At 71.9% G+C, this 26,113-nt stretch carries 25 protein-coding genes; 23 read left to right on the forward strand and 2 right to left on the reverse strand.

All coding sequences use genetic code 11. The features are described from left to right. Positions 1-7: 7 nt before the first annotated feature. The 19 genes from OP18_RS01720 (at position 8) to OP18_RS01810 (ending at position 20,507) form a co-directional block, all read left to right on the forward strand. Complete coding sequence (locus OP18_RS01720; RefSeq protein WP_245635217.1) at positions 8-1,291, forward strand: glycosyltransferase; 1,284 nt, start codon at positions 8-10, stop codon at positions 1,289-1,291. Beyond that, positions 1,281-2,894, forward strand: coding sequence for a glycosyltransferase family 39 protein (locus OP18_RS01725; RefSeq protein WP_081970166.1), 1,614 nt, complete (start codon positions 1,281-1,283; stop codon positions 2,892-2,894). The genes OP18_RS01720 and OP18_RS01725 overlap by 11 nt, the downstream gene beginning before the upstream one ends. A gap of 16 nt (positions 2,895-2,910) precedes the next feature. After that, positions 2,911-4,410 (forward strand): hypothetical protein, encoded by a 1,500-nt coding sequence (locus tag OP18_RS01730; protein ID WP_156089230.1) that lies wholly within the window; start codon positions 2,911-2,913, stop codon positions 4,408-4,410. 5 nt (positions 4,411-4,415) lie between these two features. Then, on the forward strand, positions 4,416-5,468 hold the full coding sequence (locus tag OP18_RS01735; protein WP_052386069.1) for a PAS domain-containing sensor histidine kinase: 1,053 nt from the start codon (positions 4,416-4,418) through the stop codon (positions 5,466-5,468). After that, on the forward strand, positions 5,468-6,127 hold the full coding sequence (locus OP18_RS01740) for a response regulator (RefSeq protein ID WP_033356799.1): 660 nt from the start codon (positions 5,468-5,470) through the stop codon (positions 6,125-6,127). The genes OP18_RS01735 and OP18_RS01740 overlap by 1 nt, the downstream gene beginning before the upstream one ends. 140 nt (positions 6,128-6,267) lie before the next feature. Next, complete coding sequence (locus OP18_RS01745) at positions 6,268-7,476, forward strand: glycoside hydrolase family 5 protein (RefSeq protein WP_033356800.1); 1,209 nt, start codon at positions 6,268-6,270, stop codon at positions 7,474-7,476. A 54-nt stretch (positions 7,477-7,530) separates the two neighbouring features. Continuing rightward, the gene (locus OP18_RS01750) at positions 7,531-8,427 is read left to right on the forward strand and encodes an alpha/beta hydrolase family protein (protein WP_052386070.1); all 897 of its coding nucleotides are present in this window, start codon (positions 7,531-7,533) and stop codon (positions 8,425-8,427) included. Between the two features lie 192 nt (positions 8,428-8,619). Next, positions 8,620-9,780, forward strand: a complete 1,161-nt coding sequence (locus OP18_RS01755; RefSeq protein WP_052386071.1) for a substrate-binding domain-containing protein — start codon at positions 8,620-8,622, stop codon at positions 9,778-9,780. A 60-nt stretch (positions 9,781-9,840) separates the two neighbouring features. Next, a complete protein-coding gene (locus tag OP18_RS01760; RefSeq protein WP_033357024.1) occupies positions 9,841-10,584 on the forward strand; it encodes an ABC transporter ATP-binding protein in 744 nt (247 codons plus the stop codon). Positions 10,585-10,667: 83 nt separating this feature from the next. Beyond that, the gene (locus OP18_RS01765; protein WP_033356801.1) at positions 10,668-11,393 is read left to right on the forward strand and encodes an ABC transporter ATP-binding protein; all 726 of its coding nucleotides are present in this window, start codon (positions 10,668-10,670) and stop codon (positions 11,391-11,393) included. Beyond that, a complete protein-coding gene (locus OP18_RS01770; protein ID WP_033356802.1) occupies positions 11,390-12,277 on the forward strand; it encodes a branched-chain amino acid ABC transporter permease in 888 nt (295 codons plus the stop codon). The genes OP18_RS01765 and OP18_RS01770 overlap by 4 nt, the downstream gene beginning before the upstream one ends. Then, positions 12,277-13,368, forward strand: a complete 1,092-nt coding sequence (locus tag OP18_RS01775; protein WP_033356803.1) for a branched-chain amino acid ABC transporter permease — start codon at positions 12,277-12,279, stop codon at positions 13,366-13,368. Before OP18_RS01770 ends, OP18_RS01775 begins: the two co-directional genes overlap by 1 nt. Positions 13,369-13,578: 210 nt before the next feature. Beyond that, the gene (locus OP18_RS01780; RefSeq protein ID WP_033356804.1) at positions 13,579-14,346 is read left to right on the forward strand and encodes an ABC transporter ATP-binding protein; all 768 of its coding nucleotides are present in this window, start codon (positions 13,579-13,581) and stop codon (positions 14,344-14,346) included. Then, positions 14,333-15,037, forward strand: a complete 705-nt coding sequence (locus OP18_RS01785; protein WP_033356805.1) for an ABC transporter ATP-binding protein — start codon at positions 14,333-14,335, stop codon at positions 15,035-15,037. The genes OP18_RS01780 and OP18_RS01785 overlap by 14 nt, the downstream gene beginning before the upstream one ends. A gap of 10 nt (positions 15,038-15,047) precedes the next feature. Continuing rightward, complete coding sequence (locus OP18_RS01790) at positions 15,048-16,289, forward strand: ABC transporter substrate-binding protein (protein ID WP_033356806.1); 1,242 nt, start codon at positions 15,048-15,050, stop codon at positions 16,287-16,289. Between the two features lie 4 nt (positions 16,290-16,293). Next, on the forward strand, positions 16,294-17,166 hold the full coding sequence (locus OP18_RS01795) for a branched-chain amino acid ABC transporter permease (RefSeq protein WP_033356807.1): 873 nt from the start codon (positions 16,294-16,296) through the stop codon (positions 17,164-17,166). Between the two features lie 11 nt (positions 17,167-17,177). Further along, positions 17,178-18,125, forward strand: a complete 948-nt coding sequence (locus OP18_RS01800) for a branched-chain amino acid ABC transporter permease (RefSeq protein WP_033357025.1) — start codon at positions 17,178-17,180, stop codon at positions 18,123-18,125. A gap of 116 nt (positions 18,126-18,241) precedes the next feature. After that, a complete protein-coding gene (locus OP18_RS01805) occupies positions 18,242-19,837 on the forward strand; it encodes an MFS transporter (protein ID WP_033356808.1) in 1,596 nt (531 codons plus the stop codon). A gap of 55 nt (positions 19,838-19,892) precedes the next feature. Beyond that, a complete protein-coding gene (locus OP18_RS01810; protein ID WP_245635218.1) occupies positions 19,893-20,507 on the forward strand; it encodes a TetR/AcrR family transcriptional regulator in 615 nt (204 codons plus the stop codon). Positions 20,508-20,536: 29 nt separating this feature from the next. On the opposite strand, the gene OP18_RS01815 is transcribed toward OP18_RS01810, so the two are convergent. Further along, entirely contained in the window at positions 20,537-22,426 is a 1,890-nt protein-coding gene (locus tag OP18_RS01815) for a helix-turn-helix domain-containing protein (RefSeq protein ID WP_033357026.1), read from the reverse strand. Between the two features lie 18 nt (positions 22,427-22,444). Then, on the reverse strand, positions 22,445-23,239 hold the full coding sequence (locus OP18_RS01820) for a 3-hydroxybutyrate dehydrogenase (RefSeq protein ID WP_033356810.1): 795 nt from the start codon (positions 23,237-23,239) through the stop codon (positions 22,445-22,447). 140 nt (positions 23,240-23,379) lie between these two features. Between OP18_RS01820 and ruvC the strand changes: the two genes are divergently transcribed. From ruvC to yajC, 4 genes are all read left to right on the forward strand, one after another. After that, on the forward strand, positions 23,380-23,892 hold the full coding sequence (gene ruvC, locus OP18_RS01825; RefSeq protein WP_033356811.1) for a crossover junction endodeoxyribonuclease RuvC: 513 nt from the start codon (positions 23,380-23,382) through the stop codon (positions 23,890-23,892). Further along, positions 23,889-24,497: a Holliday junction branch migration protein RuvA gene (gene ruvA, locus OP18_RS01830; RefSeq protein WP_033356812.1), complete on the forward strand. Its 609-nt coding sequence runs from the start codon at positions 23,889-23,891 to the stop codon at positions 24,495-24,497. Before ruvC ends, ruvA begins: the two co-directional genes overlap by 4 nt. Beyond that, positions 24,494-25,561, forward strand: a complete 1,068-nt coding sequence (ruvB, locus tag OP18_RS01835; protein WP_033356813.1) for a Holliday junction branch migration DNA helicase RuvB — start codon at positions 24,494-24,496, stop codon at positions 25,559-25,561. Before ruvA ends, ruvB begins: the two co-directional genes overlap by 4 nt. Before the next feature lie 147 nt (positions 25,562-25,708). After that, positions 25,709-26,098 (forward strand): preprotein translocase subunit YajC, encoded by a 390-nt coding sequence (gene yajC / locus OP18_RS01840; RefSeq protein ID WP_052386073.1) that lies wholly within the window; start codon positions 25,709-25,711, stop codon positions 26,096-26,098. Positions 26,099-26,113 lie beyond the last annotated feature (15 nt).

A 26,113-nucleotide genomic window follows, 5' to 3' on the forward strand; every position in this document is an offset into this window, starting at 1 on the left:
ACAGCTGGTGTTGACCATTCTCACCCTGATCTCGCTGGTGCTGACGGTGCAGGCGGCGCATGCGTTGTACCTCATGATCTACACGTGGGACCAGCCGGAGGCCGGCGACAGGGCGCGGGTGCCCGATCGACGTGCTATACCAACACTCTCCTTCACCGCCATCCTCCCGGCACGGCACGAGGAGGAGGTCATCCAGCACACCATCGCCCGCGCCGCGTCCGCTGACTACCCGCCGCACCTGGTGCAGATCCTGGTGGTGTGCTCCGCCGACGACGTGGGCACGATCGAGCAGGCGCAGACGCAGGTGAACCGGCTGCGCGCGATGGGCCGCACCAACGTCGAAGTGGTCGTCTTCGACGACGGCCCGATCAACAAGCCGCACGGGCTCAACACCGCGCTGCGCTACGCCACGAACGACGTCGTGGCGATCTTCGACGCCGAGGACGAGGTCCAGCCGCAGCTGTTCGACATCGTCAACACGATCATGTCCGAGGAGGACGTCGGCTGCGTGCAAGCGGGGGTGCAGCTGATGAACTTCGACTCCAACTGGTACTCGACGTTCAACGTCCTGGAGTACTTCTTCTGGTTCCGCAGCCGGCTGCACTACCACGCGAAGAACGGCGCGATCCCGCTCGGCGGCAACACCGTGTTCTTCAAGCGGGGGCTCATCGAACGCCTCGGCGGCTGGGACGAGTCGAACCTGACCGAGGACGCCGACATCGGCCTGCGCATCTCCAGCATGGGGGAGAAGGTCCGGGTCGTGTACGACGACCGCTACGTCACGAAGGAGGAAACGCCACCGACGCTGCAGAGCTTCATCAAGCAGCGGACCCGGTGGTGTCAAGGCTTCATGCAGACCCTCGGCAAGGGCACGTGGAAGCTCATGCCGACCCGCCGCCAGCGGTTCCTCGCCTGGTACACCCTGGCGTTCCCGCACGTCCAGGCGATGCTCGGCATCTACCTGCCGGTGGCGCTGCTCAGCGCGTTCGTGCTGACGGTGCCGGTGCCGGTGGCGATGCTGTCCTGGCTGCCGGTACTGCTGCTCGGCGCGCACTTCGTGATGAGCGTCGTCGGACTGTACGAGTTCACCGGCGCGCACGGGCTCAAGGCCACACCCGCGACGGTGGTGAAGATGGCGATCACCTGGTTCCCGTACCAGATGGTGCTGTCCTACGCCGCGGCACGGGCGCTGTGGCGGCAGGTCAAGGGTGAGCGCAACTGGGAGAAGACGGCCCACGTCGGTGCGCACCGCACCGCGGCGGAGACGGCGGAGCTGACCAATGTCGGCTGACCTGTTGCAGCGCCCGGGGACGCCGGCGGGCGCCCCGAGGAAGAAGACCGTCGCGCCGCAGACGCGCGGCTGGCCGCTGATCATCGTCAGCCTGGCGATCGGCCTGGTGACGCACGGCTGGAACATGTTCCGCTACCCGCTGTACCTCACCGACGAGGGCATCTACATGGAGCAGGCGTGGTCGGTGCTGCGGGAGGGGAAGCTGTCGCCGTACACGTACTTCTACGACCACGCGCCGATGGGCTGGCTCACGATCTCGGGCTGGGTCGCGATCCTGCCCGGCGGCTTCAACGCCTTCGGCAACGCCATCAACACCGGGCGCGTGCTGATGCTCATCGTGCACCTGGTGTCGGTGTTCCTGCTGTACGAGATCGTGCGGCGGTTCACCGGCAGCAAGGCCGGCGGGTTCCTGGCCGCGTTCGTGTTCAACGTGTCGCCGCTCGGCGTGTACTACCAGCGCCAGGTCCTGCTGGACAACCTGATGATGCTGTGGATCCTGCTGGGCCTGTACCTGCTGGCCCGCAAGGACGGCCGGATCGTCACCGTCATGGGCGCCGGGCTGTGCTTCGGCCTGGCCCTGGTGACCAAGGAGAACGCGCTGTTCATCCTGCCCGGCTGCGCGTACCTGCTGCACCGCACGATCAAGGAGCAGCCGAACCGCCGGTTCAGCATGTCGTTCTGGTGGTTCGCCGCCATCGCCCCGGTCATCGGCTACCTGCTCTTCGCGCAGATCAAGAACGAGCTGTTCCCGGAGGGGTTCAACTTCAACCTCGCCGCGGCCACGCCCGGCGACCACGTGTCGCTGCTGTACACCGTGTGGTGGCAGCTGCACCGCAACTCCAACAGCAGCAACGGCCTGTCCTTCACCACGTTGCTGCAGGACAGCTGGCTGTTCAAGGACCGGTACCTGCTCATCGCCGGCACCGCCGCGACCGTGCTCGGGCTGTTCGCCGGGCGGCGCAACAAGCGGCTGCGCGGGCCGATCCTGGCGTGCGCGCTGATGGCCGCCGGCTACGGCTTCTACCTCACCCGCAGCGCCCTGCTCGACTTCTACATCGCGCCGATGGTCCCGCTGTTCGCGCTGAACCTCGGGATGTTCTTCGGCTGGCTGACCCGGCGGACCAAGCCGCCCGGGGCGGCGGTGCTCGTCGCCTGCCTGCTGGTGCCGGTGCTGGTCATGCCGGGCGGGTTCCTGGTCAAGTACAACACCAAGGGCGAGCTGGAGTTCAGCGACGCGTACCGGCTGCCGCTGACCCGCCTGCAGGAGCAGCAGGTCGCGTGGATCAAGGCGAACGTGCCGACGGACGCGAAGCTCATCATCGACGACGACATCTGGGTCGCGCTGCACGACAACGACCCGCCGTACAAGTACGCCCACCCGCACTACAAGGCCACGTCGGACCCGGACGTGCGGGACAAGGTCTTCGCCTCCAGCTGGGAGAACGTCGACTACGTCGTGATGTCGAACAAGATGCGCGACGCCCTCGAACGCGGTGGCGAGACCTGGATCATCGAGGCGATCGACCAGCACGGGGAGACCGTCTGGGAGGCCACCCGCGGCGACGTCTCACTGCAGATCATCAAGATCGGTGCAACCTCGTGAGTGAGCTGGAGTGACGATGCAGACCCTCAAACGCCGGCTGGCACCGGCGAAACGCCGTCCGGCGGCGGCGAAACGCCGCCGGCGGGTGTCCCGGCCGAAGATCTCCGGCCGCCGGCTCCTGATCGCCGCGGTCGCCGCGTTCCTGTTGGTCAGCGTCGGGCGGTCGGTGCTGCCGGCGCTCGGCATCGAGGCGCCGGGCCTGCCGTCGTTCGGCGGGGGCGGCGACTCGCCGACGGACGCGCCGACGACGAAGGCGCCGAAGGCGCCCACCGTCGACCTCAACGGTGTCATGGTGCACGGCGGCGGCGAGCCGATGATCACGCTGAACCCCGGCCTGGTGCGGCTGGGCAGCACCGTGACGGTCAACGGCAACGGGTTCGACCAGGGCTCCATGGTCGACGTGTACCTCGGGCCGTCCGCGGCCGCCGCCCAGCCGTCCGGCAAGGGCAAACCGTCCAAGGCCACGGCCGCCAAGCCGGTCCAGGTCGGCACCGCGAAGGCCGGCAAGTACGGGATCTTCACCGTCAACTTCGCCTTCCCGAGCAAGATGACGACCCCGGTGCTGGAGGTGACCGCCCAGGCGCGGGGCAGCGACAAGGTCGCCAAGGCCGAGGCGGCCGTCGCGCAGGGCGCCGGCCAGGCGACGCTGTCCGCCGTCGTCGGCAAGCCCGGCGACACGATCAACCTGACGGTGAAGGGGTTCTCCCCGGGCGAGGAGCTGTCGGTCTTCTGGGGCCGGATCAACGGCGAGCCGAGCCTCACCCTCAAGGCCGACGAGGATGGTTCCGTGGGTAAGACCCCGATCAGGGTTGGTGTCACGGCCGTCGGCACGACCAGTCTGGTGGTTGTGGGCAAGACGAGTGGTGCGGCGGCGAGCGCGCCGTTCCAGGTGCTGCGGCTGTACCCGTCGATCAAGCTCGCGCCGTACGCGGTGAAGGCGACCCAGTCGATCACCTTCTCCGGCGCCGGGTTCGCGCCGGGGGAGCGGGTGCTGGTGCGGCTCAACTCGGCCGGCGGCCAGCCGGTCATGGCGGTGACGACCGACGGCGCCGGTGCCTTCAAGGGCGCCGGGCTGACGATGCCCTACCAGCTCAAGGGCTCCCAGTCGCTGGTGTTCATCGGCGAGCAGAGCCGGGCCGCGACCTCGTCCGGGTTCACGATCCTGCCGTACACGCCGCAGGCCCGCACCAACGCCTACGGCGGCCTGCCCGGCACGGTGGTCAACTTCTACGCCACGCAGTTCGCGCCGAACGAGGCCGTCCACGTCTACGTGAAGACCTCCAAGGGCGCCAAGGGCGAGCTCGTGTCGGCGTTCCGGGTCGACAAGAACGGCACGGCCCGCGCCGTCGGGCAGTACACGATCCCCGGCAACACCGAGAACAGCGTGATCTTCGAGCTGCGTGGCCAGCTCAGCGGCTCCACCGCGACGGTCAACTTCAAGGTCGACTCGTCCGGCGGGCCGGTGGACATCCCGACGCCGAAGCCGTACGTCCTGCCGAAGGATCTGGAGAAATAGCCCCGGTGTACTGGCAGGCATTCCGGGCCGCCCCGGAGGCGTTGATCGTGCTCGACGCCGCCGGGGTGGTCCGGCTCGCCAGTAGCGCCGCGGAGACGCTCTTCGACCGGGCCACCGCCGACCTCGTCGGACGCCGCGTCGACGACCTGCTCGTCAGCGACCCGCGGGCCGCCCTCGACGCGTCCGCCGTCGAGGGCGAGCCGGTGTACACGACCTCGGCGATCCGCCGCCCGGACGGCACGCAGCTGCCGGTCGACGTGCGGCTGCGCACGCTGCCCGGCGACCCGAGCGGGCTGGTCGTGCTCGCCGTGGACGACCAGGGCTCCGGCGGGATGTCCCGGGCCAGCCTCGAGCACCGGGTGGCCCGGCTGCAGCAGGCCGGGGTCGCGCAGGAGCAGGCGCTCGGCGACGTCATCCTCGCCCAGGAGCGGGAGCGGGCCCGCATCGCCGCCGGGGTGCACGACGACAGCCTGCAGGTGATCACCGCGGCGATGCTGCGGCTGCAGCACCTGCGCCGGCGGCTGCGCGAGCCGCGCGACCTGGAGCTGCTGGGCAAGCTGGAGGACAGCCTCGCCCTGGCCGCCGACCGGTTGCGGCGGCTGATCTTCGACTTCCGGCCGCCGAAGCTGACCAGCGACGGCCTCGCCGCGGCCACCCGCGACCTGCTCGACGGGCTCGCCGAGGACCACTCGCTCGCCGTGCACCTGCAGGACCGGCTGGGCGACGAACCGCCGCTGCCCACCCGGCTGCTGCTGTTCAGGATGCTGCAGGAGGCCGTCGCCAACGTCGGCAAGCACGCCGACGCCGACGAGTGCACCGTCATCCTCGGCGAGCAGGACGACGGCTACCTGGTGCGGGTCGTCGACGACGGCATCGGCACCGAGCACGCCGAGAGTGACTTCGAGACCCGGGCCGGGCACCTCGGCCTGGTCCTGATGCGGGAGCGGGCGGCCCTGGCCGGCGGCTGGTTCCGCATCAGCAGCGTCGCCGGCAGCGGCACCACCGTCACGTTCTGGGTGCCGCGCGGCGCCGACCTGCAATCCAAAGGAGCCGCCTGATGCGCTACCGCGTGCTGATCGTCGAGGACCACCAGGTGGTCGCCGAAGGCCTCGCCGCCCTGCTCAACGAGCACCCCGAGCTGCGCGTCGTCGCGATCGCCGGCGGCGTGGGGGAGGTCGAGCACCTCGCCGACGTCGAACGGGTCGACGTGGTGCTGTGCGACTACTGGCTGCCCGACGGCACCGGACCGGAGGCGGTCGCCGCCCTGCGGGCGCACCTGCCGGACGTGGCCGTCGTGTTCCTCAGCGCCGACAACAGCGACGAGGTGGTCCTCGCCGCCCTGGAGGCCGGTGCCGCCGGGTACCTGGTGAAGAGCGCCGGCGGCGCCGACGTCGCCGACGCGGTCCGCCGGGCGATCGACGGGGAGATCCTGGTGCCGGCCCGCCAGCTGGCGAAGCTGCTCGCCCGGCGGCGGGAGCGCTCGCACCGCTCCGCGGAGCACGCCCGGCGGCTGGACAGCCTGACGCCGCGGGAGCGGCAGATCCTCAACCTGATGACCTCCGGCATGGACAACCGCGACATCGCCCGGGAGCTGAGCATCAGCTACACCACGGTGCGCAGCCACGTGCGGCACCTGCTGTCCAAGATGGGTGCCCGCTCGAAGCTCGAGGCGGTCGTCCGGGCGGCGGACTGGGACGCTCCTACGGTCGCGCCATGACCGTCTCCGCCAATTGCGCCATGCCCGTCCCGTCCGATCGCACCATGAACAATTCGGACATTCGTACGCTGAACTGAAATTTCCCGTTCCGTAATGTTTTGACCTGCCCGACGTCGTCGTACGTGAGGACAGGTCAGAAGTTGAAGCGTTCCCGTCTCGTGTGGCTGAGCGCCACCCTGGCGCTCGCCGCCGCCGTCACCGCCGGTGGTGTCGCCCTGTACCACTCCGCCGAGAAGAAGGCGGACGGCCCGCACGCCGCCGGCCAGCAGCTGCGGCTGCCGCTGCACACCGCCGGCAACCGGATCGTGGACGCCTCCGGCGCCACGGTCACCTTCACCGGCGTCAACTGGTTCGGCCTCGAGACCAACACGTTCGCCCCGCACGGGCTGTGGTCCCGGTCGCTGGACGACATGCTCGACCAGATGGCGGCGCAGGGGTTCAACTCCGTGCGCCTGCCGTTCAGCAACGAGCTGTTCGACGCCACCGCCAAGCCCAACGGCGTGGACTACAAGCTCAACCCCACCCTGGAGGGCCTCACCGGCCCGCAGATCATGGACCGGGTCGTCGAGGGCATCACCAAGCGCGGCATGATGGTGATCCTCGACCGGCACCGGCCGACCTCGCAGGGCCAGAGCAACCTCTGGTACACCGACAAGGTCAGCGAGGAGCGCTGGATCTCCGACTGGAAGATGCTCGCCAAGCGCTACCGCGACAACTCCCTCGTCGTCGGCGCCGACCTGCACAACGAGCCGCACGGCGAGGCCACCTGGGGCACCGGCGGGGAGAAGACCGACTGGCGGGCCGCCGCGGAGCGGGCCGGCAACGCGATCCTCGCGGAGAACCCGAACTGGCTGATCGTCGTGGAGGGCATCGAGTCCTACGACGGCGACGGGTACTGGTGGGGCGGCAACCTGCAGGGCGCGGCCAAGGACCCGGTCCGGCTGTCCGACCAGTCCAAGCTGGTCTACTCCGCGCACGACTACAGCCCCAAGGTGTGGTCGCAGCGCTGGTTCACCGACCCCGCGTTCCCGGCCAACATGCCGGCCCTGTGGGACAAGCAGTTCGGTTACCTCGTCAAGAACAACGTCGCGCCGGTGCTCATGGGCGAGTTCGGCGGCCGGTCCGTCGCCGAGACCGACGCCCAGGGCAACAAGGACCTCGAGGGCATCTGGCAGCGGCACCTCATCGCGTACCTGAAGGAGCACGGGCTCAGCTACACGTACTGGTCCTGGAACCCCAACTCCGGCGACACCGGCGGGATCCTGAAGGACGACTGGAAGACCGTCGACCAGGCCAAGATGGACCTGCTCAAGTCCTACCAGTCGGCGCCGGCGGCGAAGAAACCGTAGCCGTCCGTCAATGGGCCCTCCCCACACTGTTATGTTCAGCGTGGGGAGGGCCTCATGGCTGTTCGGGAGCTGGACACGACGGTCGGTGACCTGCGGGCGGTCATCGCCGTGCCCGCCGCGCCGCCGCGGGCGGGACTCGTGCTGGTCGACGGCTCCGGCCCCGCGACCAGGCACGAATGGGGCACGGTCCCGGGGCACCTCGCCGGGCTCGGCGTCGCCACGCTGCGGCACGACAAGCCCGGCTGCGGCGGCTCACCCGGCGACTGGCGCGCCCAGACCTTCGCCGACCGGGCCGAGGAGTCCCTCGCCGCCCTCGCCACCCTGCGCGCCGAGACCGGCGTCGAGCGCGCCGGCCTCATCGGCTACAGCCAGGGCGGGTGGGTCACGCTGCTGGCCGCCACCGGCCGGCCCGACGCCGTCGACTTCGTGGTCACCGTGTCCGGGCCCGCGGTCGGCGTCGCCGAACAGGAGCGGGTCCGCACCGAGCGGATGCTGCGCCGGCTCGGGCACCCGCCGGCGGTCGTCGACGAGGCGATGCGCTGGGTGGACGAGCGCGCCGCCCGCCTCGCCGTCGGCGACCCGCCCGCGCAGATCCTCGCCGCGCAGGACCGCCACGCCGGCCGGCCGTGGCACGCCGCGGTGGCCGCCGCCCCGTACGACACGGTGGAGACCCTCGCGTTCCTCGCCCGGGCGCTGCGCTTCGACCCGGCCGCCCTGATCCCGCACCTGCGCTGCCCGATCCTCGCCCTGTACGGCGCCGCCGACGAGCTCGTCCCGGTCGAGCGCAGCGTCGCGGTGCTCGCCGAGCGGCTGCCCGGGCTGCACCGCGGGCGCAACGCGGTGGCCGTCCTGCCCGGCGCGGATCACATGCTGCACGTCGCGGAGGGTGAGCACGCACCCGCGTTCCTGCCGATGCTCGGGGCGTTCCTCGACCTCGTGGCGCTGTCGTAGCGCATCGAACCGGGCCTTCTCCCGGACTTGTGTGGCCTGCCCACATAGCTCCGTGCCCGACGCCACTCCTAGCGTGTGCGAACACCGCCAGCAGGCGCTGGCCTTAACAAGGCGTTCACACAGGGCTCATACGGAGGAAGCGTGATTCGGCAGACGAGTGCGCCGCGGCGGCTACTGCTCGCGGCGCTCGGCATGAGTATCGCGGCGGCGTTCACGTCCGCCTGCAGCAGTCCCCAGGAGGCGGCGCAGGAGCCCGCCGGGGACAGCACCCCGATCAAGGTGGGCCTGGTGTACTCGCAGACGGGTGCCCTGGCCGGCTACGGCAAGCAGTACATCGAGGGCTGGAAGGCGGGCCTCGCCTACGCCACGAAGGGCACCGGCAAGGTCGGCAACCGGCCCGTCGAGGTCAAGGAGGTCGACGACGCCGGCGACCCGGCGAAGGCCGTCTCCGCCGCGAAGGACCTCATCGGCCAGGGGTACAAGATCATCGCCGGGAGCACCGGCTCGGCCGTCGCGGGCCAGGTCGCGCCCCTCGCGGCGCAGAACAAGGTCCTGTTCGTCTCCGGCCCGGCCGCGTCCGACGCGGTCACCGGCGTCAACAAGTACACCTTCCGCTCCGGCCGCCAGTCCTACCAGGACGTCCTCGCGGCCAAGTCCTACCTGTCGGCGCCCACCGGCAAGAAGGTCCTCGTGTTCGCCCAGGAGGGCACCTTCGGCAAGTCCAACGCCGACGCGGTGAAGGCCGTCATCGGCGGCGCCGGCGCCACCGTGGAGAACCTGTTCGTCCCGGCCAGCGCCACCGAGTTCACCGGCTTCGCGGCGCAGGCCAAGAACGCGAAGGCCGACATGATCTTCGTGGCGTGGGCCGGCACCACCGCCCCGGCCATGTGGCAGGCCCTCGACCAGCAGGGCGTGCTCGGCTCGACCATGGTCGTCACCGGCATCGACCAGCGGGCGTCCTGGGCCACGTTCGGCGCGGCCGGCGGCAAGCTGTCGCTGCTCGCGCACTACTTCGACGGCGCCAGCGACAACGAGGCCACCGCCGCGCTGCGCAAGGGCGTCGAGGGCGGCAAGCTCGACCTGTTCCACCCCGACGGCTTCACCGCCGCGCAGATGGTCGTGCGGGCGGCCGGCGAGGGCGGCGACGACGTGGACAAGATGGTCACCGCCCTGGAGGGCTGGAGCTTCGACGGCGTCAAGGGCAAACTGACCGTCCGCAAGGAGGACCACGCCCTGCTGCAGCCGATGTTCCAGGGCAAGTTCTCCGGCTCCGGCGCCGAGCTGAAGCCGGAGCTCGTGAAGGCGATCGACCCGGCCGACGCGGCACCGCCGGTCGTGCAGATGAAGGGCTGAGGCTTGTCCCCCCGAAGCAACGCACCGGCGGCCGGGGCGGTTGACGCCCCGGCCACCGGCCTGCTGTCCACCAGGCGGCTGACCTGGAAGATCGGCGAGGTGGCGATCGTCGACCACGTGTCGATCGACCTGGCCGAGGGCGAGTTCCTCGCCGTCATCGGCCCCAACGGCGCCGGCAAGACGTCGCTGTTCAACCTGATCTCCGGGCTGCGCCGGCCGACGGACGGCTCGGTCACCCTCGCCGGGCACGACATCACCCGGCTGGCGCCGCACCGGCGGGCCCGCCGCGGCCTCGGCCGCACGTTCCAGTCCTCGTCGGTGTTCGGCTCGCTCACCGTCGCCGCGAACGTGCGCCTGGCCGTGCAGGCCCGCCGCGGCGGGTCGGTCCGGCCGTTCCCGCTGCCGCGCGCCGACCGGGACATCGCCGAGCGCGCCGAGCGGGTCCTGTGGCGGGTCGGCCTCGACCACCGCGCCGGCACCCTGGCCGGCACCCTCGCCCACGGCGAGAAACGCAAGCTGGAGATCGCGCTGCTGCTGGCCGGCGAGCCGAAGGTGCTGCTGCTGGACGAGCCGATGGCCGGCGTCAGCGCCGAGGACGTGCCGGGCCTGGTCGCGCTGATCAAGACGCTGACCCGCGACGAGCGGCGCAGCGTGCTCATGGTGGAGCACCACATGGACGTGGTCCTGGACCTGGCGGACCGGGTCGCGGTCATGCACCACGGGGCACTGCTGATCTGCGACACCCCGGACGTCGTCATGGCCGACCGGACCGTCCAGGAGGCGTACCTGGGGGAGAAGCTGTGAGCGGCCAGCGCAGCGGCTCGGGCCGCGAACCGGAGGCTCAGGTGTGGCTCGCGGCGGCGCCGGAGCGAAGCGGAGGTGACGCTGTGAGCCAGCCAATTCTGGACATATCCGACCTGTCGGTCAAGGTGGGCGGGTCGCACATCCTGCAGGGCGTCACGTTCGCCGTGCAGCCGCAGGGCGTCACCGCGCTGCTCGGCCGCAACGGCGTCGGCAAGACCACCACCCTGAAGGCCGTGCTGGGCCTGATGCCGCGGGCCGCGGAGATCACCGGCCGGGTCGGCTTCGACGGTGCCGCCATCACCCGGCAGCCGACGTTCCGGCTGGTCCGCCAGGGCCTGGGCTACGTGCCCGAGGACCGCGGCGTGTTCGCCGGGCTCACCGTCGCGGAGAACCTTCGGCTCGCCGAGCGGGCCGGCACCGCCCCGGACTACGACACCGTGCACGGGCTGTTCCCGGAGCTGCGCAAGCGGGCCCGGCAGCGGGCCGGCACCCTGTCCGGCGGCCAGCAGCAGATGCTGGCGATCGGCCGGGTCCTGCTCAACCCCAACCGGCTGCTGCTCATCGACGAGCCGACGAAGGGTCTCGCCCCGAAGGTCGTCACCGAGGTCGCCGCCGCCCTGGAGGCGGTCGCGGCCGTGGTGCCGATGCTGCTCGTCGAGCAGAACCTCGCCGTCGTGCGGCGGATGGCCCGGCACGCCGTCGTCATCGCCAACGGCCGGGTCGCGTACACCGGCGCCGCCGGCGACCTGCTGGACTACACCGAGAAGACCAAGGCGCTGCTCGGCGTCGGCAAGGGGGACCACGCATGAGCACCGTTGTGCTGTTGACCTTGACGGGGCTGGGGCTGGCCGCCCTGTACTTCCTGGTCGCCTCCGGTCTGGCGCTGGTGTTCGGCCTCGCCGACGTGCTGAACTTCGCGCACGGGCTGTTCCTGTCCGTCGGCGCGTACGGCACCTGGTGGGCCGCCGGCAACCTCCCCGGCGCCGGGGCGTCCGGCTGGGGCTTCGTCCTCGCCGTCGCGTTCGGCGTGGTGTGCGGCACCGCCGTGGCCGCGCTCGTCGAGCTGGTCCTCATCCGGCCCCTGTACTCCCGCACGATCGAGCAGGTCCTGGTCACCGTCGGGCTGTCGCTGGCCGGGGTGGCGCTGCTGCAGGCCTCCTGGGGCGCCGACCCGCGCACCTACCCGCGGCCGCGGTGGACGCAGGAGCTCACCGAGGTCGCCGGCGCCCGCGTGCCCAACGACCGGTTCCTGCTCATCGGCGCGGCCGTGGTCGTGCTCGCCGGGCTGCTCGCCTTCCTCAAGTACACCCGCATCGGCCTGGTGATCCGCGCCGGCGTCGAGGACCGGTCCATGGTCACCGCCCTCGGCATCGACGTGCGGCGCGCCTTCACGCTCGTCTTCGCGATCGGTGGCGCCGCCGCCGCCCTGGCCGGGGCGCTCGGCGGGGTCTACGCCGGCTCGATCTCCCCGACCGGCGGCAGCTCGCTGCTCATCTTCGGCTTCATCGTCGTGGTCATCGGCGGCATGGGCTCCGTCGTCGGCGCCGCGTACGCCGCCGTCGCGGTCGGGCTGCTGCAGCAGTTCGTCAACTACACCTCCCCGGGCCTCGGCGACATCTGCGTGGTCGCGCTCCTCGCGATCGTGCTGCTCGTGCGCCCGCAGGGGATCACCGGAAAGGTCGCCACCTCATGATGACGGACACCGCGGTGACCCCGGGCGCCACCCAGGCCCGCCCCCGGCGCCGCCCGCACCCGGCCCGCTTCGGCCCGCTCGTCGTGCTGGTCGTGCTGATCGCGCTGCCGTACTGGTCGATCTCCATCCCCGGCGTGTTCGACGCGGCGCTCAACAAGCCCGGCACCCTGCAGCTGCTCGCGCTGTGCCTGGTCTTCGGCGCCCTCGCCACCGGCTACGACCTGCTGTTCGGCCGGACCGGCCTGCTGTCCTTCGGGCACGCGCTCTACTTCGCCGGCGGCGTCTACGGCACCGACGTGCTCGTCACCAAGGCCGGGCTGCCGCTGTGGCAGGCGGTGCTCCTCGCCGTCGTCGGCACGGCCGGCGCCGCCGCGCTGCTCGGCGCGGTCGCGCTGCGCACCAACGGCATCGCCTTCGCCATGGTCACCCTCGCCTTCGCGCAGGTCGGCGCGATCACCATCGGCCGCGACCCGGGCGGCGTCACCGGCGGCGAGGAAGGGCTGCCGATGGACACCACGCAGGTACCCTCCGCGCTGGTCGGGGTGACCAACACCGTCAACCTGTACTGGCTCGCGGTCGCCGTCGCCGTGGTCACCGTCCTGGTCGTGCACGCGATCGCCGACGCGCCCGCCGGCCGGGTCCTCGCCGCCGTCCGCGACGACGAACGCCGCGTCGGGGTGCTCGGCCTGGACCCGTACCGGTACAAGCTGTTCGCGTTCACCGTCGCGGGCGGCCTCGCCGGGCTCGCCGGGGCCATGTACGCGCTGCTGATCGGCGGCGCCACCCCGCACGTGGCGGCGTCGGACCAGACGCTGACGCTGCTGGTGATGGTGGTGCTCGGCGGCCCCGGCACCCGCTGGGGCCCGCTCATCGGCGGGATGCTGTTCACGTACCTCGACTACCGCCTGGTCTCCTTCGGCCGCTCCGACGCGGTGGACAGCCTGCCGGGCGTGCTGAGCGGGCCGCTGTCGCAGCCGCTGTTCGTGCTGGGCACCGTGTTCATCCTCGCCGTGTACTTCTTCCCCGGCGGTCTGGCGGGCCTGCGGACCCGGCTCGGTCCCATCGCCAGGTGGATCCCCGACCGCCGCTAGCGGGAGCGACCTGGCTCTGGAGGCGCCGGTCGATTCGACTCCGGTCGAATCGACCGGCGTCGTTTTTATGTGGGGCGGGGGCACACGCGTACGCCGGTAAATGTATGGATCGCCTCCATGGCCTGGGTGTGGCGCCGGTCATAGCGTTCGCCGCAACGGCGGGCCACATGTGACCGCCGGCCGCCCACCGCCCCGAGGAGGTGTGTCCCGTTGGAAGGCACCGCCGGAACGGCTCTGACCGCGCGCGGTCTCACCCGTGACTTCCGCGGCTTCCGGGCCGTCGACCAGGTCGACCTGACCGTCGCCGCCGGCAGCGTGCACGCGCTCGTCGGGCCCAACGGCGCCGGGAAGACGACGCTGTTCAACCTGCTCACCGGGTTCCTCGCGCCGACCGCGGGCCGCATCGAGCTGGGCGGCCGCGACATCACCGGGCTGCCGCCGGAGCGGGTCGCCCGCCTCGGCGTCGCCCGGTCCTTCCAGATCACCAGCCTCTTCCCGCAGCAGACCGCCCGCACCCACGTCGAGCTGGCCCTGCAGGGCGCGACGCGGCTCGGCTGGCGGTTCTGGCGCAGCGACCGGCTCCTGGCCCGGTTCTCGGCCCGCGCCGGGGAGCTGCTCGACCTCGTCGGGCTCGCCGACGCGGCCGACGTGGCCGCCGGCAGCCTCGCCTACGGCCGCAAGCGGGCCCTGGAGCTGGCGATCGCGCTCGCCCTCGACCCGCAGGTGCTGCTGCTGGACGAGCCGACCGCCGGCATGGGCCTGGAGGACGTCGAGCGCACCGTCGAGCTCATCGCCGCCGTCCGCGACGGGCGCACCGTGGTGCTCGTCGAGCACAACATGCGCGTGGTCGGGCAGCTCGCCGACACCGTGACCGTGCTGCAGGCCGGGAAGGTCCTCGTCGAGGGCCCGTACGAGCAGGTCCGCGCCGACCCGCGGGTCATCGAGGCATATCTCGGGAGTGTCGATGCTGCACATTGAGGGCCTGTCCGCGTGGCACGGCGAGGCGCGCGTGCTGCGCGAGGTCGACCTGACCGTCGAGCGGGGCGAGGTGGTCACGCTCTGCGGGCGCAACGGCGCCGGCAAGACCACGCTGCTGCGCTGCGTCATGGGCCTGCACGCCGGGCAGTCGGGCCGGCAGTCGGGCACCGTCCGGCTCGACGGGCAGGACCTCACCCCCCGCAAGGTCCACCAGCGGGCCCGCCTCGGGCTCGGCTGGGTCCCCGACGACCGGGGTGCCTACGCCACCCTCACCGTCGCCGAGCACCTCACGCTGCCGCCCGTGGTCGGGCCCGACCCGTGGAGCCTGGAGCAGGTCCACGAGGCGTTCCCGGCGCTGTACGCCCGCCGCACCAGCCCCGCCACCAAGCTGTCCGGCGGCGAGCAGCAGATGCTCGCCCTGGCCAGGGTGCTGCGGATGGGCGCCCGGGTGCTGCTGTGCGACGAACCCACCGAAGGGCTCTCCCCGCTGCTGGTCCAGCAGGTCGGGCAGATCCTGCGGCGGGCCAAGGAGCACGGCGTCACCGTCCTGCTCGTCGAGCAGAACCTGCACTTCGCGACCACCGTCGCCGACCGCCACTACCTCCTCGCCGAGGGGCGCGTCGTCGGCACCTTCGACAACACCGACATCCGCTCGCGCGAGGCCGAACTCCTCGCCCACCTCGGCATTTAGGGGATATTTCATGAGAAGGAGCATCGCGGTCGGTGCCGCGCTGTGTGTCGCCCTGTCCGGCTGCGGCGGCGGTGGACCCCGCTCGTCCGGCGACTCGAAGCTCACCGGCGACAAGCTCGTGCTCGGCGTCCTCAACGACCAGTCCGGCGTCTACGCGCAGCTGTCGGGCAAGAACTCCGCCGAGGCGGTGAAGATGGCGATCGAGGACTTCAAGGCCAAGTACGGCGACAAGGCCGTCACGAAGAACATCACCGTGGAGACCGCCGACCACCAGAACAAGCCCGACGTGGCGAACACCCGCGCCGCGGAGATGTACGACCGGCTCGGCGTCGACGCGATCCTCGACGTGCCCACGTCCTCGGCCGCGCTGAAGGTCGCCGACGTCGCCAAGGCCAGCAAGAAGCTCTACTTCAACATCTCCGGCGCCACCACCGACCTGACCGGCAAGTCCTGCAACAAGTACACGTTCCACTACGCGTACGACACCGCGATGCTGGCCAACGGCACCGGCACCGCCACCACGCAGGCCGGCGCGAAGAACTGGTACATCGTCTACCCCGACTACGCGTTCGGCCAGGACATGGAGAAGTCCTTCAAGGCCGCCATCGCCAAGGGCGGCGGCAGCGTCGTGGCCAGCGACCCGACCCCGTTCCCCAACGACAACTTCTCCACGTTCCTGCTCAAGGCGCCGACGCTGAACCCGAAGCCCGACGTGCTGGGCACCATGCAGGCCGGCGCCGACCTGGTGAACCTGGTCAAGCAGTACAACGAGTTCAAGCTGCGGGACAAGGGCGTCGGGCTCGCCGTCGGGCTGATGTTCCTCACCGACATCCACTCCCTGACCCCGGACGCCCTGGCCGGCACCACGTTCACCGACGCGTGGTACTGGAACTTCGACGCGCAGAACCGCGCCTGGGCCGACCGGTTCTCCGCCCGCACCGGCGGGCAGCGGCCCACCTTCGCGCACGCCGCGAACTACTCCGCCGCCACCCAGTACCTGGAGGCCGTGCAGGCCGCCGGCACCGACGACGCCGACGCCGTGGTGAAGCAGCTGGAGGGCAAGAAGGTCAACGACTTCTTCCTGCGCAACGGCGAGTTCCGCGCCGCCGACCACCGGGTCCTGCACGACGCCTACCTCGCCAAGGTCAAGCCCGGCAGCGAGGTCAAGGAGCCCTGGGACTACGAACAGATCGTGAAGACCATCCCCGCCCAGGAGGCGTTCCGCGCCCCGTCGGCCGACTGCAAGCTGTAGCCCGATGGGCTTCCTCACCCATACCTTCAACGGCCTGGTCGGGGGCAGCTTCTACGCGCTGCTCGCCCTCGGCCTCGCGGTCATCTTCGGCATGCTGCGGGTGGTCAACTTCGCCCACGGCGCGTTCTACATGCTCGGCGCGTTCGGCGCCTACGTGCTGCTCGCCGAGGCCGGCGTCTCCTTCTGGTGGGCGCTGGCCGCGGTGCCGGTCGTGCTCGGCCTGCTCGGCGTGCTGCTGGAGCGCACCCTGATCCGCCGGCTGTCCACGCTGGACCCGCTGTACAACTTCCTGCTCACGTTCGGGCTGACGCTGATGCTGCAGGACGTGGTGAAGTCGCGGTACGGCTCGCAGTCCAACCCCTACGCCGCCCCGCCGGGGCTGCGCGGCACCGTCGACTTCGGGCTCTTCGACTTCCCCGCCTACCGGGTGTTCGTCTTCGGCGTCGCGGTGCTGCTGTGCGCCGCCGTGTGGTGGCTGCTGACCCGCACCCGGGTCGGCACCGTCGTGCGGGCCGCCACCGAACGCCCCGAGCTGACCCGGGCCCTCGGCATCGACGTCGGGCGGTGGATCGCGCCGGTGTTCGGCTTCGGGGTCGCCCTCGCCGCGTTCGCCGGGGTCCTCGCCGCGCCGATGCGGGCGGTGAACCCGCTCATGGGCGCCGACCTCATCATCGGGGTCTTCGCGGTCGTCGTCATCGGCGGGCTCGGCTCGGTCTTCGGCTCGGTCACCGCCGGCTTCGCGATCGGGCTGCTGCAGGCCTGGAGCGAGGCGTACGGCCCGGCGCTGCTCGCGCAGACCCTGATCTTCCTGGTGATGGCCCTCGTCCTGCTGCTGCGGCCGGCGGGGCTCTTCGGGCGGGAGGAGCTGCCGACGTGACCACCCTCATCCTGCAACGGGTCCGCACCCCGCGGTGGGCCGGCTGGACCCTGGTGGCGGCCGGCGCGCTGCTGGCGCTCTGGCTGCCCAACGGGCTCTACCCGGCGGTCGCCGTCGACATGCTGTGCTGGGCGCTGTTCGCCGTCGCCGTCGACCTGCTGCTCGGGTACGGCGGGCTGCTGTCCTTCGGGCACGCCGCCTTCTGGGGCACCTCGGCGTACACCGCCGGGCTGGCCGCGGCGCACCTCGGCGTGCCGTTCCCGGTCGCGGTGCTCGGCGGCGCGCTCGCCGCGGCGGCCCTCGCCGCGCCGATCGGCTACCTCGCGGTGAAGCGCTCCGGGATCTACTTCGCGATGGTGACCCTGGCCTTCGCGCAGCTGGTGTACTTCGTGGCCAACGAGTGGTCCTCGGTCACCGGCGGCGAGAACGGCCTGCAGAGCGTGCCGCGGGAGCTGTTCGGGCTGGACCTGTCCGACCCGTACTACTTCTACTACGCCGCGCTGCCCGTGGCGGCGCTCGGCATGCTGCTGGCCTGGCGGGTCGTGCACTCGCCGTTCGGCCGGGTCCTCGTCGCGATCCGGGACAACCCGGCCCGGGCCCGCGCGCTCGGGTACCCGGCCCACCGGTACAAGCTGCTCGCCTTCGTGCTGTCGGCGTTCGTCGCCGGCCTGGGCGGCGGGCTGTTCGCGGTCGCGCACGGCTTCGTGTCGCTGGACGTCGTGCACTGGACGACGTCGGGCAAGGGCGTGGTGCTCGTCGTGCTCGGCGGCATCGGCACCCTGTGGGGCGGGGTCGTGGGCGCCGCGCTCGTGGTCAACCTGGAGGACCAGCTGTCGCAGGCCGGCTTCACCCTGATCGGGCTGGTCACCGGCGGCATCTTCGTGCTCGTCGTGCTGCTGTTCCGGCGAGGGCTGTGGGGATCGGCGGTGTGGCTGCTGCGGCGCTATTCCCGCATGTGACCGTGCGCACAAAATGATACGAGACGGTTCCGTATCGCTTCGTCAGGCCATAGCTTGATCGGGGATACGGAACTGTTCCGTATCGGAAGGCGTTCGCTCACTGGGGGCACGGACACATGGACGCAGCAACACAAGCACCAGCCAACACCGGACATCCTCGACGCTGGGCCATCCTCGGCGTGCTCGTCATCAGCCTGCTCGTCGTCGTGCTGGACAACACCGTCCTCAACGTGGCGATGCGCACGATCGCCGACCCCGTGCACGGCCTGGGCGCGTCCCAGAGCGAGCTCGAGTGGTCGATCAACTCCTACACGCTGGTCTTCGCCGGCCTGCTCTTCACCGCCGGCATCCTCGCCGACCGCCTCGGCCGGCGGATCACCCTGACCGTCGGGCTCGTGCTCTTCGGCATCGCCTCGCTCGTGTCCGCCTACGCCGACACGCCCGACCAGCTGATCTGGGCCCGCGCCCTGATGGGCCTCGGCGCCGCGGCGGTCATGCCGTCCACCCTGTCGATCATCGCCAACGTCTTCGACCCGCGGGAGCGGGCCAAGGCGATCGGCGTGTGGGCCGGCGCCGTCGGCCTCGGCGTCGCGATCGGCCCGATCGTCGGCGGCCTGCTGCTGGAGCACTACTGGTGGGGCTCGGTCTTCCTGATCAACGTCCCGATCGTCGTGCTCGGCGTCGTCCTGGTCAACGTCCTCATCCCCGAGTCCCGCGACCCGCGGCCCGGCCGCATCGACTTCGTCGGCGTGGCCCTGTCCATCATCGGGCTGACCCTGCTCACGTACGGCGTCATCGAGGGCGGCGAGTCCGGCTTCGGCCAGCTGCAGTCGTCGGGCACGCTGCTCGCCTCGGCCGTCGTGCTCGCCGCGTTCGTGCTGTACGAGCGGCGCGTGGAGTTCCCCTCGCTGGACGTGCGGCTCTTCGCCAACCGCCAGTTCTCGGCCTCGACCGCGATGATCGGCCTGGTCTTCTTCGCCGCCATGGGCGCCATGTTCACCAGCGCCTTCTACCTGCAGCTGGTGCGCGGCTACGGCCCGCTCGCCTCCGGCGCGCTGTTCGTGCCGTTCGCCCTCGGCCAGCTGGTCTTCGCCCCGCGCAGCGCCGCGATGGTGAAGCGCTTCGGCCCGAAGGCGGTCAGCACCACCGGCCTGCTGCTGGTCGCGGCCGGCCTGGCCGGCTGGATCTTCATCGGCGAGAGCACCCCGATCTGGGTCGTCGGCGCGCTGTTCTTCGTCATGGGCGTCGGCATGGCCAACGTGATGCCGCCCGCCACCGAGGCCATCATGGCCGCGCTGCCCCGGGAGAAGGCCGGCGTCGGCTCGGCCGTCAGCAACACCATCCGGCAGGTCGGCGGCGCCCTCGGCGTGGCCGCGCTCGGCGCCGTCATCAGCTCCTACTACCGCAGCGGCGTGGAGTCCTCCACGACCGGCCTGCCGGCCGCCGCGAAGCACGTGGCCGACGAGTCGATCTCCGGTGCGTACGGTGTCGCGGCGCAGGCCGGGCCCGCGGGGCAGGCGCTGATCCAGCACGCCAACGACGCCTTCATCACCGCGATGCACTACTCGGCGATCGGCTCCGCGGTCTTCGCGGTCCTCGGTGCCGCCGTCGCCTTCGTCTGGCTGCCCGGCAAGCGCCCGGCGACCGCTCCCGTGCCCAGCACCGCCGAGAGCCTCGCCGAGGAGCAGGGCGTCGAGCTGGTCGACGTGTGATGATCAGCGAACCCGTCGGTAGCTTCCATGTGAAAACTCGGCAACAATGGAAACCATGACGACGGCGAGCGTGGATGTGGTGGCCGACCAGGACCGCAAGGGTCCTGGCCGGCCCCGCAGCGCCCGCGCGGACGAGGCCATCATCGAGGCGGTCATGGACCTGCTCAGCGGCGGCCAGAGCGCCGACGCGATCTCGATCGAGGCGGTCGCGGCCAAGGCGGGCGTCGGCAAGGCGACGATCTACCGCCGCTGGCCCAACAAGGAAGCGCTGCTCATCGACGCCGTCACCGCGATGAAGGGCCCGTCGCCCGAGCTCGCCGGCGAGTCCGTCCGCGGCGACCTGGTCACGCTCATCGCCGGGATGCGCACCAAGCGCATGGACCACTACGGCAAGGTCACCGCGTGCCTGCTGCCGCAGCTGGCCAAGGGCGAGGAGATGCACCGCGTCTACCAGGGCGTGATCGAGCCGCGCCGCGAGGTCATGCGCGGGGTGCTGCGCCGGGGGATCGCCAGCGGCGAGCTGCGCGCCGACCTCGACATCGAGCTGACCCTGCTCATGCTGTCCGGGCCCACGCTGGCGCAGAACATCCTGCGGTGGAACCCGAACGTCGCCGACGAGCAGTTCGCCGAACGCCTCGTCGACGCGGTCCTGCGCGGCGCCCACGCCTGATCGCGCACCTGACCGGCGCCCGGCGGCGGTCAGGTGCGCAGGCGGTGCAGGCGCAGCGCCAGCTGCACCTCCAGGGCGCGCTCCGGCTTCTGCCAGTCGGCGCCGAGCAGCTGGCCGATGCGCTCCAGGCGCTGCGTCACCGTGTTCACGTGGACGTGCAGCAGCTCCGCCGCGCGGGCCAGGCTGCCGCCGACGCCGAAGTACGCCTCCAGGGTCTTCACCAGGGCGGTGCCGCGCCGCACGTCGTAGTCGACGACCGGGCCGATGGTGGCGGCCAGGAACTGCTCGACGTCGCGGTCCCGGCCATCGGGGGCGGAGCCCAGCAGCAGCCCGACGAAGCCCAGCTCGGCGGTGCTCGCGCCGGCGCCGCCGCGGCCGAGGGCGGCCAGGGCGATGACGCAGCGGTCGGCGTCGCGGTACGCCGCGGCGATGCCCGCCGGGCCCGTGGCGGGACCGCCGGCCCCGGCGGTGACCGGGCGGCCGAGCAGCTTGCCCAGGTCGCGGGCGACGGTGCGGGCCATCGGGCCGGCCGCGTCGCCCGGCAGCAGGAGCACCACGTGACCGTCGCGGGCCGCGGCCAGGCCGCCCCGGGCCTGGGCGTAGGTCTGCGCCCAGGACATGGCGCGCTGGCGGGCCGAGCCGCCGGCGACGGCGTCCTCACCGACGGCGACGACGACGTTCGGGGCGTCCAGGTCGACGCCGAGGCGCTTCGCGCGGGTGCGCAGCGCGTCGGCGTCGCGGACCGGGCGGGTGATGACGTCGTCGAGCAGCTCGCCGCGGACCCGGCCCTCGGCCTCGGCGACGGTGCGGCGGAAGAGCTGCAGCAGGGCGGTGACGACCGCGGCCCGCTCCAGGATGCGCTGGTCGGCGTCGACGAGGGGGCGGTCCGGGCGCAGCACGAGCGCGCCCAGGTTCTCGGCGCCGGCGACGACCGCGGCGACCCACAGCGCGCCCCGGCGCACGCTGCGGCCCTCCGTACGGGACGCGGCGAGGGCCTCGGCGAAGGCGCTGGCGTCCGGCGGCTCCAGCGCGCCGACGCTGGCCTGCCGGCGGCCGTCGGCGTCCAGCACGAGCAGCGCGCCGCCGAGCACCTCGGTGACGACCTCGGCGATGTCCTCGACGCCGGCGCCGCGCAGCACCAGGGCGGTCATGCGGTCGTGGGCGGCCGCGGCCCGCTCGACGGAGTCGCTGTGCGCGCGGACCATGCCGTTGGCCGCCGACAGCTCCTCCAGGGCCGCCTGGGTCTCGCCGAGCAGCCGGGCGGTGTCGATCGCGACGGCGGCGTTCGCGGCGAGGGAGACCAGCAGCGACACCTCCTCGCGGGCGAACGGGCGGGCCGAGCGGTTCGCCGCGTACAGCACGCCGATGATGCGGGCGCCGAGGCGCAGCGGCACGCCGAGGATCGCGACGAGGCCCTCCTCGCCGACGCCGGCGTCGATGTCGCCGGTGTGCCGGAAGCGGGCGTCCTCGGGGTAGTTGGCCGTCACGTACGGGCTGCCGGTCTGCGCGACGAGCCCGCCCAGCCCGGCGCCCATCGGCAGCCGCAGCGCCTGGAACCGCGCGGAGATCGAGCCGTCGGTGACCCGCATGTACGTGTCGCCGCGCTCCTCGTCGTTGAGGGTCATGTACGCCACGTCGGCGCCGAGCAGGGTCCGGGCCCGGTGCACGATCGCGGCGAGGACCGCGTCGACGTCGCGCAGGCCGGCGAGGTCGCTGGCGGTGTCGAACAGCCCCGACAGCTCCTCCTCGCGGCGGCGCCGGCGCTCCAGCAGCGCCCGCACGCGCAGCGCGACGACCTTGGCCTGCTCCAGCTCGGCGATGCGGTCCGGGGGCAGGCCGGCGTTGCGGGCGGCGACGAGCGGGCCCTCGAACTCGACCGCGGCGGCCTCCCGCGCGAGCAGCTCCAGGTACTCCAGCATCGTCACACCACCATTGTGCTAGTGGGCGGTCCAGCCGCCGTCGATGGCGACCGACGCGCCGGTGATGAACCCCGCGGCGTCGGTGCACAGGTAGGCGACGAGCTCGGCGACCTCGGCCGGCTCGATCAGCCGCTTGATCGCCGCGCTGGTGAGCATGATCTTCTCCACGACCTCGGTCTCGTCGATGCCGTGGGTGGCCGCCTGCGCCGCGATCTGCCCCTCGACCAGGGGCGTGCGCACGTAGGACGGGTTGATGCAGTTGCTGGTGACCCCGTGCGGCGCGCCCTCCAGGGCGACGGTCTTGGACAGCCCCTCCAGGGCGTGCTTGGCCGTCACGTACGCGGCCTTGAACGGCGAGGCCCGCAGGCCGTGCACGGAGGAGATGTTGACGATGCGGCCCCAGCCGCGCGCGTACATGTGCGGCAGGACCCGGCGGGTGAGGCGGAACGGCGCCTCCACCATGACGGTCTGGATGTAGGCGAACCGCTCCCGGGGGAAGTCCTGCAGCGCCGCCACGTGCTGCAGGCCGGCGTTGTTCACCAGCACGTCGGCGTCCCAGTGCCCGGCCAGGCGCTCCTCGGCGTCGTCGGGCTCGGACAGGTCGGCGACCACCGGCACCGCGCCCACCTCGTCCGCGAGGAGCTTCAGCGGCTCGGCGTCGCGGTCCACGGCCACGACCCGGGCCCCGGCGGCGGCGAGGCGCACGGCGACGCCCCGGCCGATGCCGCTGCCGGCGCCCGTCACCAGCGCGGTCCGGCCGCGCAGGTCCAGGGCGACCACCTGATGCGGGGCAACGGGATGTGGCGTCGTCATGGCGGGAAACGTACGAGCCTTCGCCCGCGCGTCCCATGGGGTCCGCCCACATACCTTCGGGGCACTCGATGTGTGTGTCGCGTTCCTGGTACGTGTGGCGCGTCGGCTACTGTGTCGAACACACGTTTGAGGGGGTTTCGGTGCGCGTGCTGGGGGTCGACCCGGGGCTGACCCGCTGCGGCGTCGGCGTGGTCGAGGGCGTGCCCGGCCGCCCCTGCCGGCTGGTGCACTACGAGGTGGTGACCAGCGACCCCGACACGGACCTGGCGCACCGGCTGCTCAACCTCGACGAGCGGCTCACCGCCCTGGTCGCCGAGCACCGCCCCGAGTCCGTCGCGGTGGAGCGGGTGTTCAGCCAGCACAACGTGCGCACCGTCATGGGCACCGCGCAGGCGGGCGCGGTCGCGATCCTGGTCGCGGCGCGCGCCGGCCTGCCCGTGCAGACCTACACCCCGAGCGAGGTGAAGGCCGCGGTCAGCGGCAACGGCTCCGCGGACAAGGCACAGGTCACCGCGATGGTGACCCGGCTGCTGCGGCTGCAGGTCGCGCCCCGGCCCGCCGATGCCGCCGACGCCCTCGCTCTGGCAATCTGTCATGTCTGGAGGGGCGGCACCCGGGACCGCATCCAGGCGGCGCTGAGGAGAGCACGATGATCGCGAGTGTGCGGGGGCGGGTCGCCGCCGTGTCGCCGGACGGGGCCGTGATCGAGGTGGGCGGGGTCGGCCTCGCCGTGCAGTGCTCCCCGCAGACGCTCGCCGACCTGCGGGTCGGCCAGGAGGCGCGGCTGGCCACGTCGCTGGTCGTGCGGGAGGACTCGCTGACCCTGTACGGGTTCGCCGACGACGACGCCAAGCAGCTGTTCGAGCTGCTGCAGACGGCGTCCGGCGTCGGGCCGCGGCTGGCCCAGGCGGTGCTCGCGGTGCACAGCCCAGAGGTGGTGCGCCGGGCCATCGCCGGCAACGACACGTCCACGCTGACCCGGGTGCCGGGCATCGGCAAGAAGGGCGCCGAGCGCCTCGTGCTGGAGCTGCGCGACAAGGTCGGCGCGCTGCCCGGCGACGGCGCGGCGCTCGTCGGGGTCGGCGCCGGCGCGGTGTGGGCCGAGCAGGTCCGCCAGGCGCTCACCGGCCTAGGCTGGACCGCCGGGCAGGCCGACCAGGCCGTCGCGGCCGTCGCCGAGCAGCTCGACGGCGGCACCGTCCCGCCGGTGCCGGTGCTGCTCAAGCAGGCCATCCGCATGCTGGGCACGATCCGGTGACCGACCCCCTCGTCAGCGCGTACGCGGCGGAGGAGGAGCGCGCCGCCGAGCAGAGCGTGCGCCCGAAGCGGCTCGCCGAGCTCATCGGCCAGCACCGGGTCCGCGAGCAGCTGGACCTGCTGCTGCAGAGCGCGCTGCGCCGCGGCAGCCCGCCGGACCACATCCTGCTGTCCGGCCCGCCGGGGCTGGGCAAGACGACCCTCGCGATGATCGTGGCCGCGGAGCTGTCCGCCGGCCTGCGGATGACCAGCGGTCCGGCGATCGAGCGCGCCGGCGACCTGGCCGCGGTGCTGACCAGCCTGTCCGAGGGCGACGTGCTGTTCATCGACGAGATCCACCGCATCGCGAAGCCCGCCGAGGAGCTGCTGTACAGCGCCATGGAGGATTTCCGCGTCGACGTCGTGGTCGGCAAGGGGCCCGGCGCCACCGCGATCCCGCTGGACGTGGAGCCGTTCACGCTGGTCGGCGCGACGACCCGCAGCGGCCTGCTCACCGGCCCGATGCGGGACCGCTTCGGCTTCGTCGGCCAGCTGGAGTTCTACGACCCGGACGAGCTGGAGCTGATCATCGCCCGCTCGGCGCGGATCCTCGACGTGCCGATCACCGACGAGGGGTCCGTGGAGATCGGCCGGCGCTCCCGGGGCACGCCGCGCATCGCCAACCGGCTGCTGCGCCGGGTCCGCGACTACGCGGAGGTGCGCGGCACCGGCGTGGTCGACCTGGCCGCGGCGAAGGCCGCCCTCGCCGTGTACGACGTCGACGAGCTCGGCCTGGACCGGCTGGACCGGGCGGTGCTGCACGCGCTGATCCGGCAGGGCGGGGGGCCGGTCGGGCTGTCCACGCTCGCGGTGGCGGTAGGTGAGCAACCCGACACCGTGGAAGAGGTCTGTGAACCTTTCCTGCTGCGTACCGGTCTGCTGGCGCGTACTCCGCGTGGGCGAGTGGCGACGCCGAGTGCATGGCGTCATCTCGGGCTCCCGGTTCCCGCTGGTACCGTCGGTGGCGGGAGCCACGCAGCGGGGACATCACCGCAAATGCCCGATCTTTTCAGCTTGGAGCCGTAGCGTCCCTAGCTGTCGTGATCGGACCGTGATAGACGCCGGTCTGCGTGTCTTCCGACACACCGACTAGACTCGCCGCGGTCCGCCGCGCGGACTTCATACTTCGCTCGGAGCGCCCAGGCCCCTGGGTCCCGAGCCGACCGGAAGGCCATGATCGTGCTGTTCGCCGAGGCACAGGGTTCGAGTGGTGGTAGCGGGTACACCTCCCTGTTGTTCATCGTGGGGATCTTCGCCCTCATCTACTTCATGATGATCCGCCCGCAGCAGCGCCGCCGCCGGGAAGTGCAGAGCATGCAGTCCACCATGGGCGTCGGCGACGAGATCATCACCGTCGGCGGCCTCTACGGCACCATCCGCAGCCTGGACGAGGAGAGCGTCCTGCTGGAGATCGCGCCCGGCGTCACCGCCAGATACGCCAAGGCCGCGATCGGCAAGGTGAACCAGAAGGCCGTCACCGACGACGCCGTCGAGGACGAGGCCGCCGGCGACCCGGCAGACGAGACGCCCGCGCCGGGCAGCACCCCGAAGTCCCTCGACTGACCGCAGATCCGCCGC

Source organism: Dactylosporangium aurantiacum, assembly GCF_000716715.1.
Taxonomy (GTDB): Bacteria; Actinomycetota; Actinomycetes; order Mycobacteriales; family Micromonosporaceae; genus Dactylosporangium; species Dactylosporangium aurantiacum.

Excerpts from the sequence above, each read along its gene's own strand:
- OP18_RS01815 (WP_033357026.1), bottom strand. The coding sequence starts at position 22,426 with ATGCTGGAGTACCTGGAGCTGCTCGCGCGGGAGGCCGCCGCGGTCGAG.
- OP18_RS01725 (WP_081970166.1), top strand. The coding sequence starts at position 1,281 with ATGTCGGCTGACCTGTTGCAGCGCCCGGGGACGCCGGCGGGCGCCCCG.
- OP18_RS01755 (WP_052386071.1), top strand. The coding sequence starts at position 8,620 with ATGAGTATCGCGGCGGCGTTCACGTCCGCCTGCAGCAGTCCCCAGGAG.
- OP18_RS01785 (WP_033356805.1), top strand. The coding sequence starts at position 14,333 with ATGCTGCACATTGAGGGCCTGTCCGCGTGGCACGGCGAGGCGCGCGTG.
- OP18_RS01810 (WP_245635218.1), top strand. The coding sequence starts at position 19,893 with ATGACGACGGCGAGCGTGGATGTGGTGGCCGACCAGGACCGCAAGGGT.
- OP18_RS01770 (WP_033356802.1), top strand. The coding sequence starts at position 11,390 with ATGAGCACCGTTGTGCTGTTGACCTTGACGGGGCTGGGGCTGGCCGCC.
- OP18_RS01795 (WP_033356807.1), top strand. The coding sequence starts at position 16,294 with ATGGGCTTCCTCACCCATACCTTCAACGGCCTGGTCGGGGGCAGCTTC.
- OP18_RS01750 (WP_052386070.1), top strand. The coding sequence starts at position 7,531 with ATGGCTGTTCGGGAGCTGGACACGACGGTCGGTGACCTGCGGGCGGTC.
- OP18_RS01820 (WP_033356810.1), bottom strand. The coding sequence starts at position 23,239 with ATGACGACGCCACATCCCGTTGCCCCGCATCAGGTGGTCGCCCTGGAC.
- yajC (WP_052386073.1), top strand. The coding sequence starts at position 25,709 with ATGATCGTGCTGTTCGCCGAGGCACAGGGTTCGAGTGGTGGTAGCGGG.
- OP18_RS01740 (WP_033356799.1), top strand. The coding sequence starts at position 5,468 with ATGCGCTACCGCGTGCTGATCGTCGAGGACCACCAGGTGGTCGCCGAA.
- ruvA (WP_033356812.1), top strand. The coding sequence starts at position 23,889 with ATGATCGCGAGTGTGCGGGGGCGGGTCGCCGCCGTGTCGCCGGACGGG.
- OP18_RS01805 (WP_033356808.1), top strand. The coding sequence starts at position 18,242 with ATGGACGCAGCAACACAAGCACCAGCCAACACCGGACATCCTCGACGC.
- OP18_RS01790 (WP_033356806.1), top strand. The coding sequence starts at position 15,048 with ATGAGAAGGAGCATCGCGGTCGGTGCCGCGCTGTGTGTCGCCCTGTCC.
- OP18_RS01775 (WP_033356803.1), top strand. The coding sequence starts at position 12,277 with ATGACGGACACCGCGGTGACCCCGGGCGCCACCCAGGCCCGCCCCCGG.
- OP18_RS01730 (WP_156089230.1), top strand. The coding sequence starts at position 2,911 with ATGCAGACCCTCAAACGCCGGCTGGCACCGGCGAAACGCCGTCCGGCG.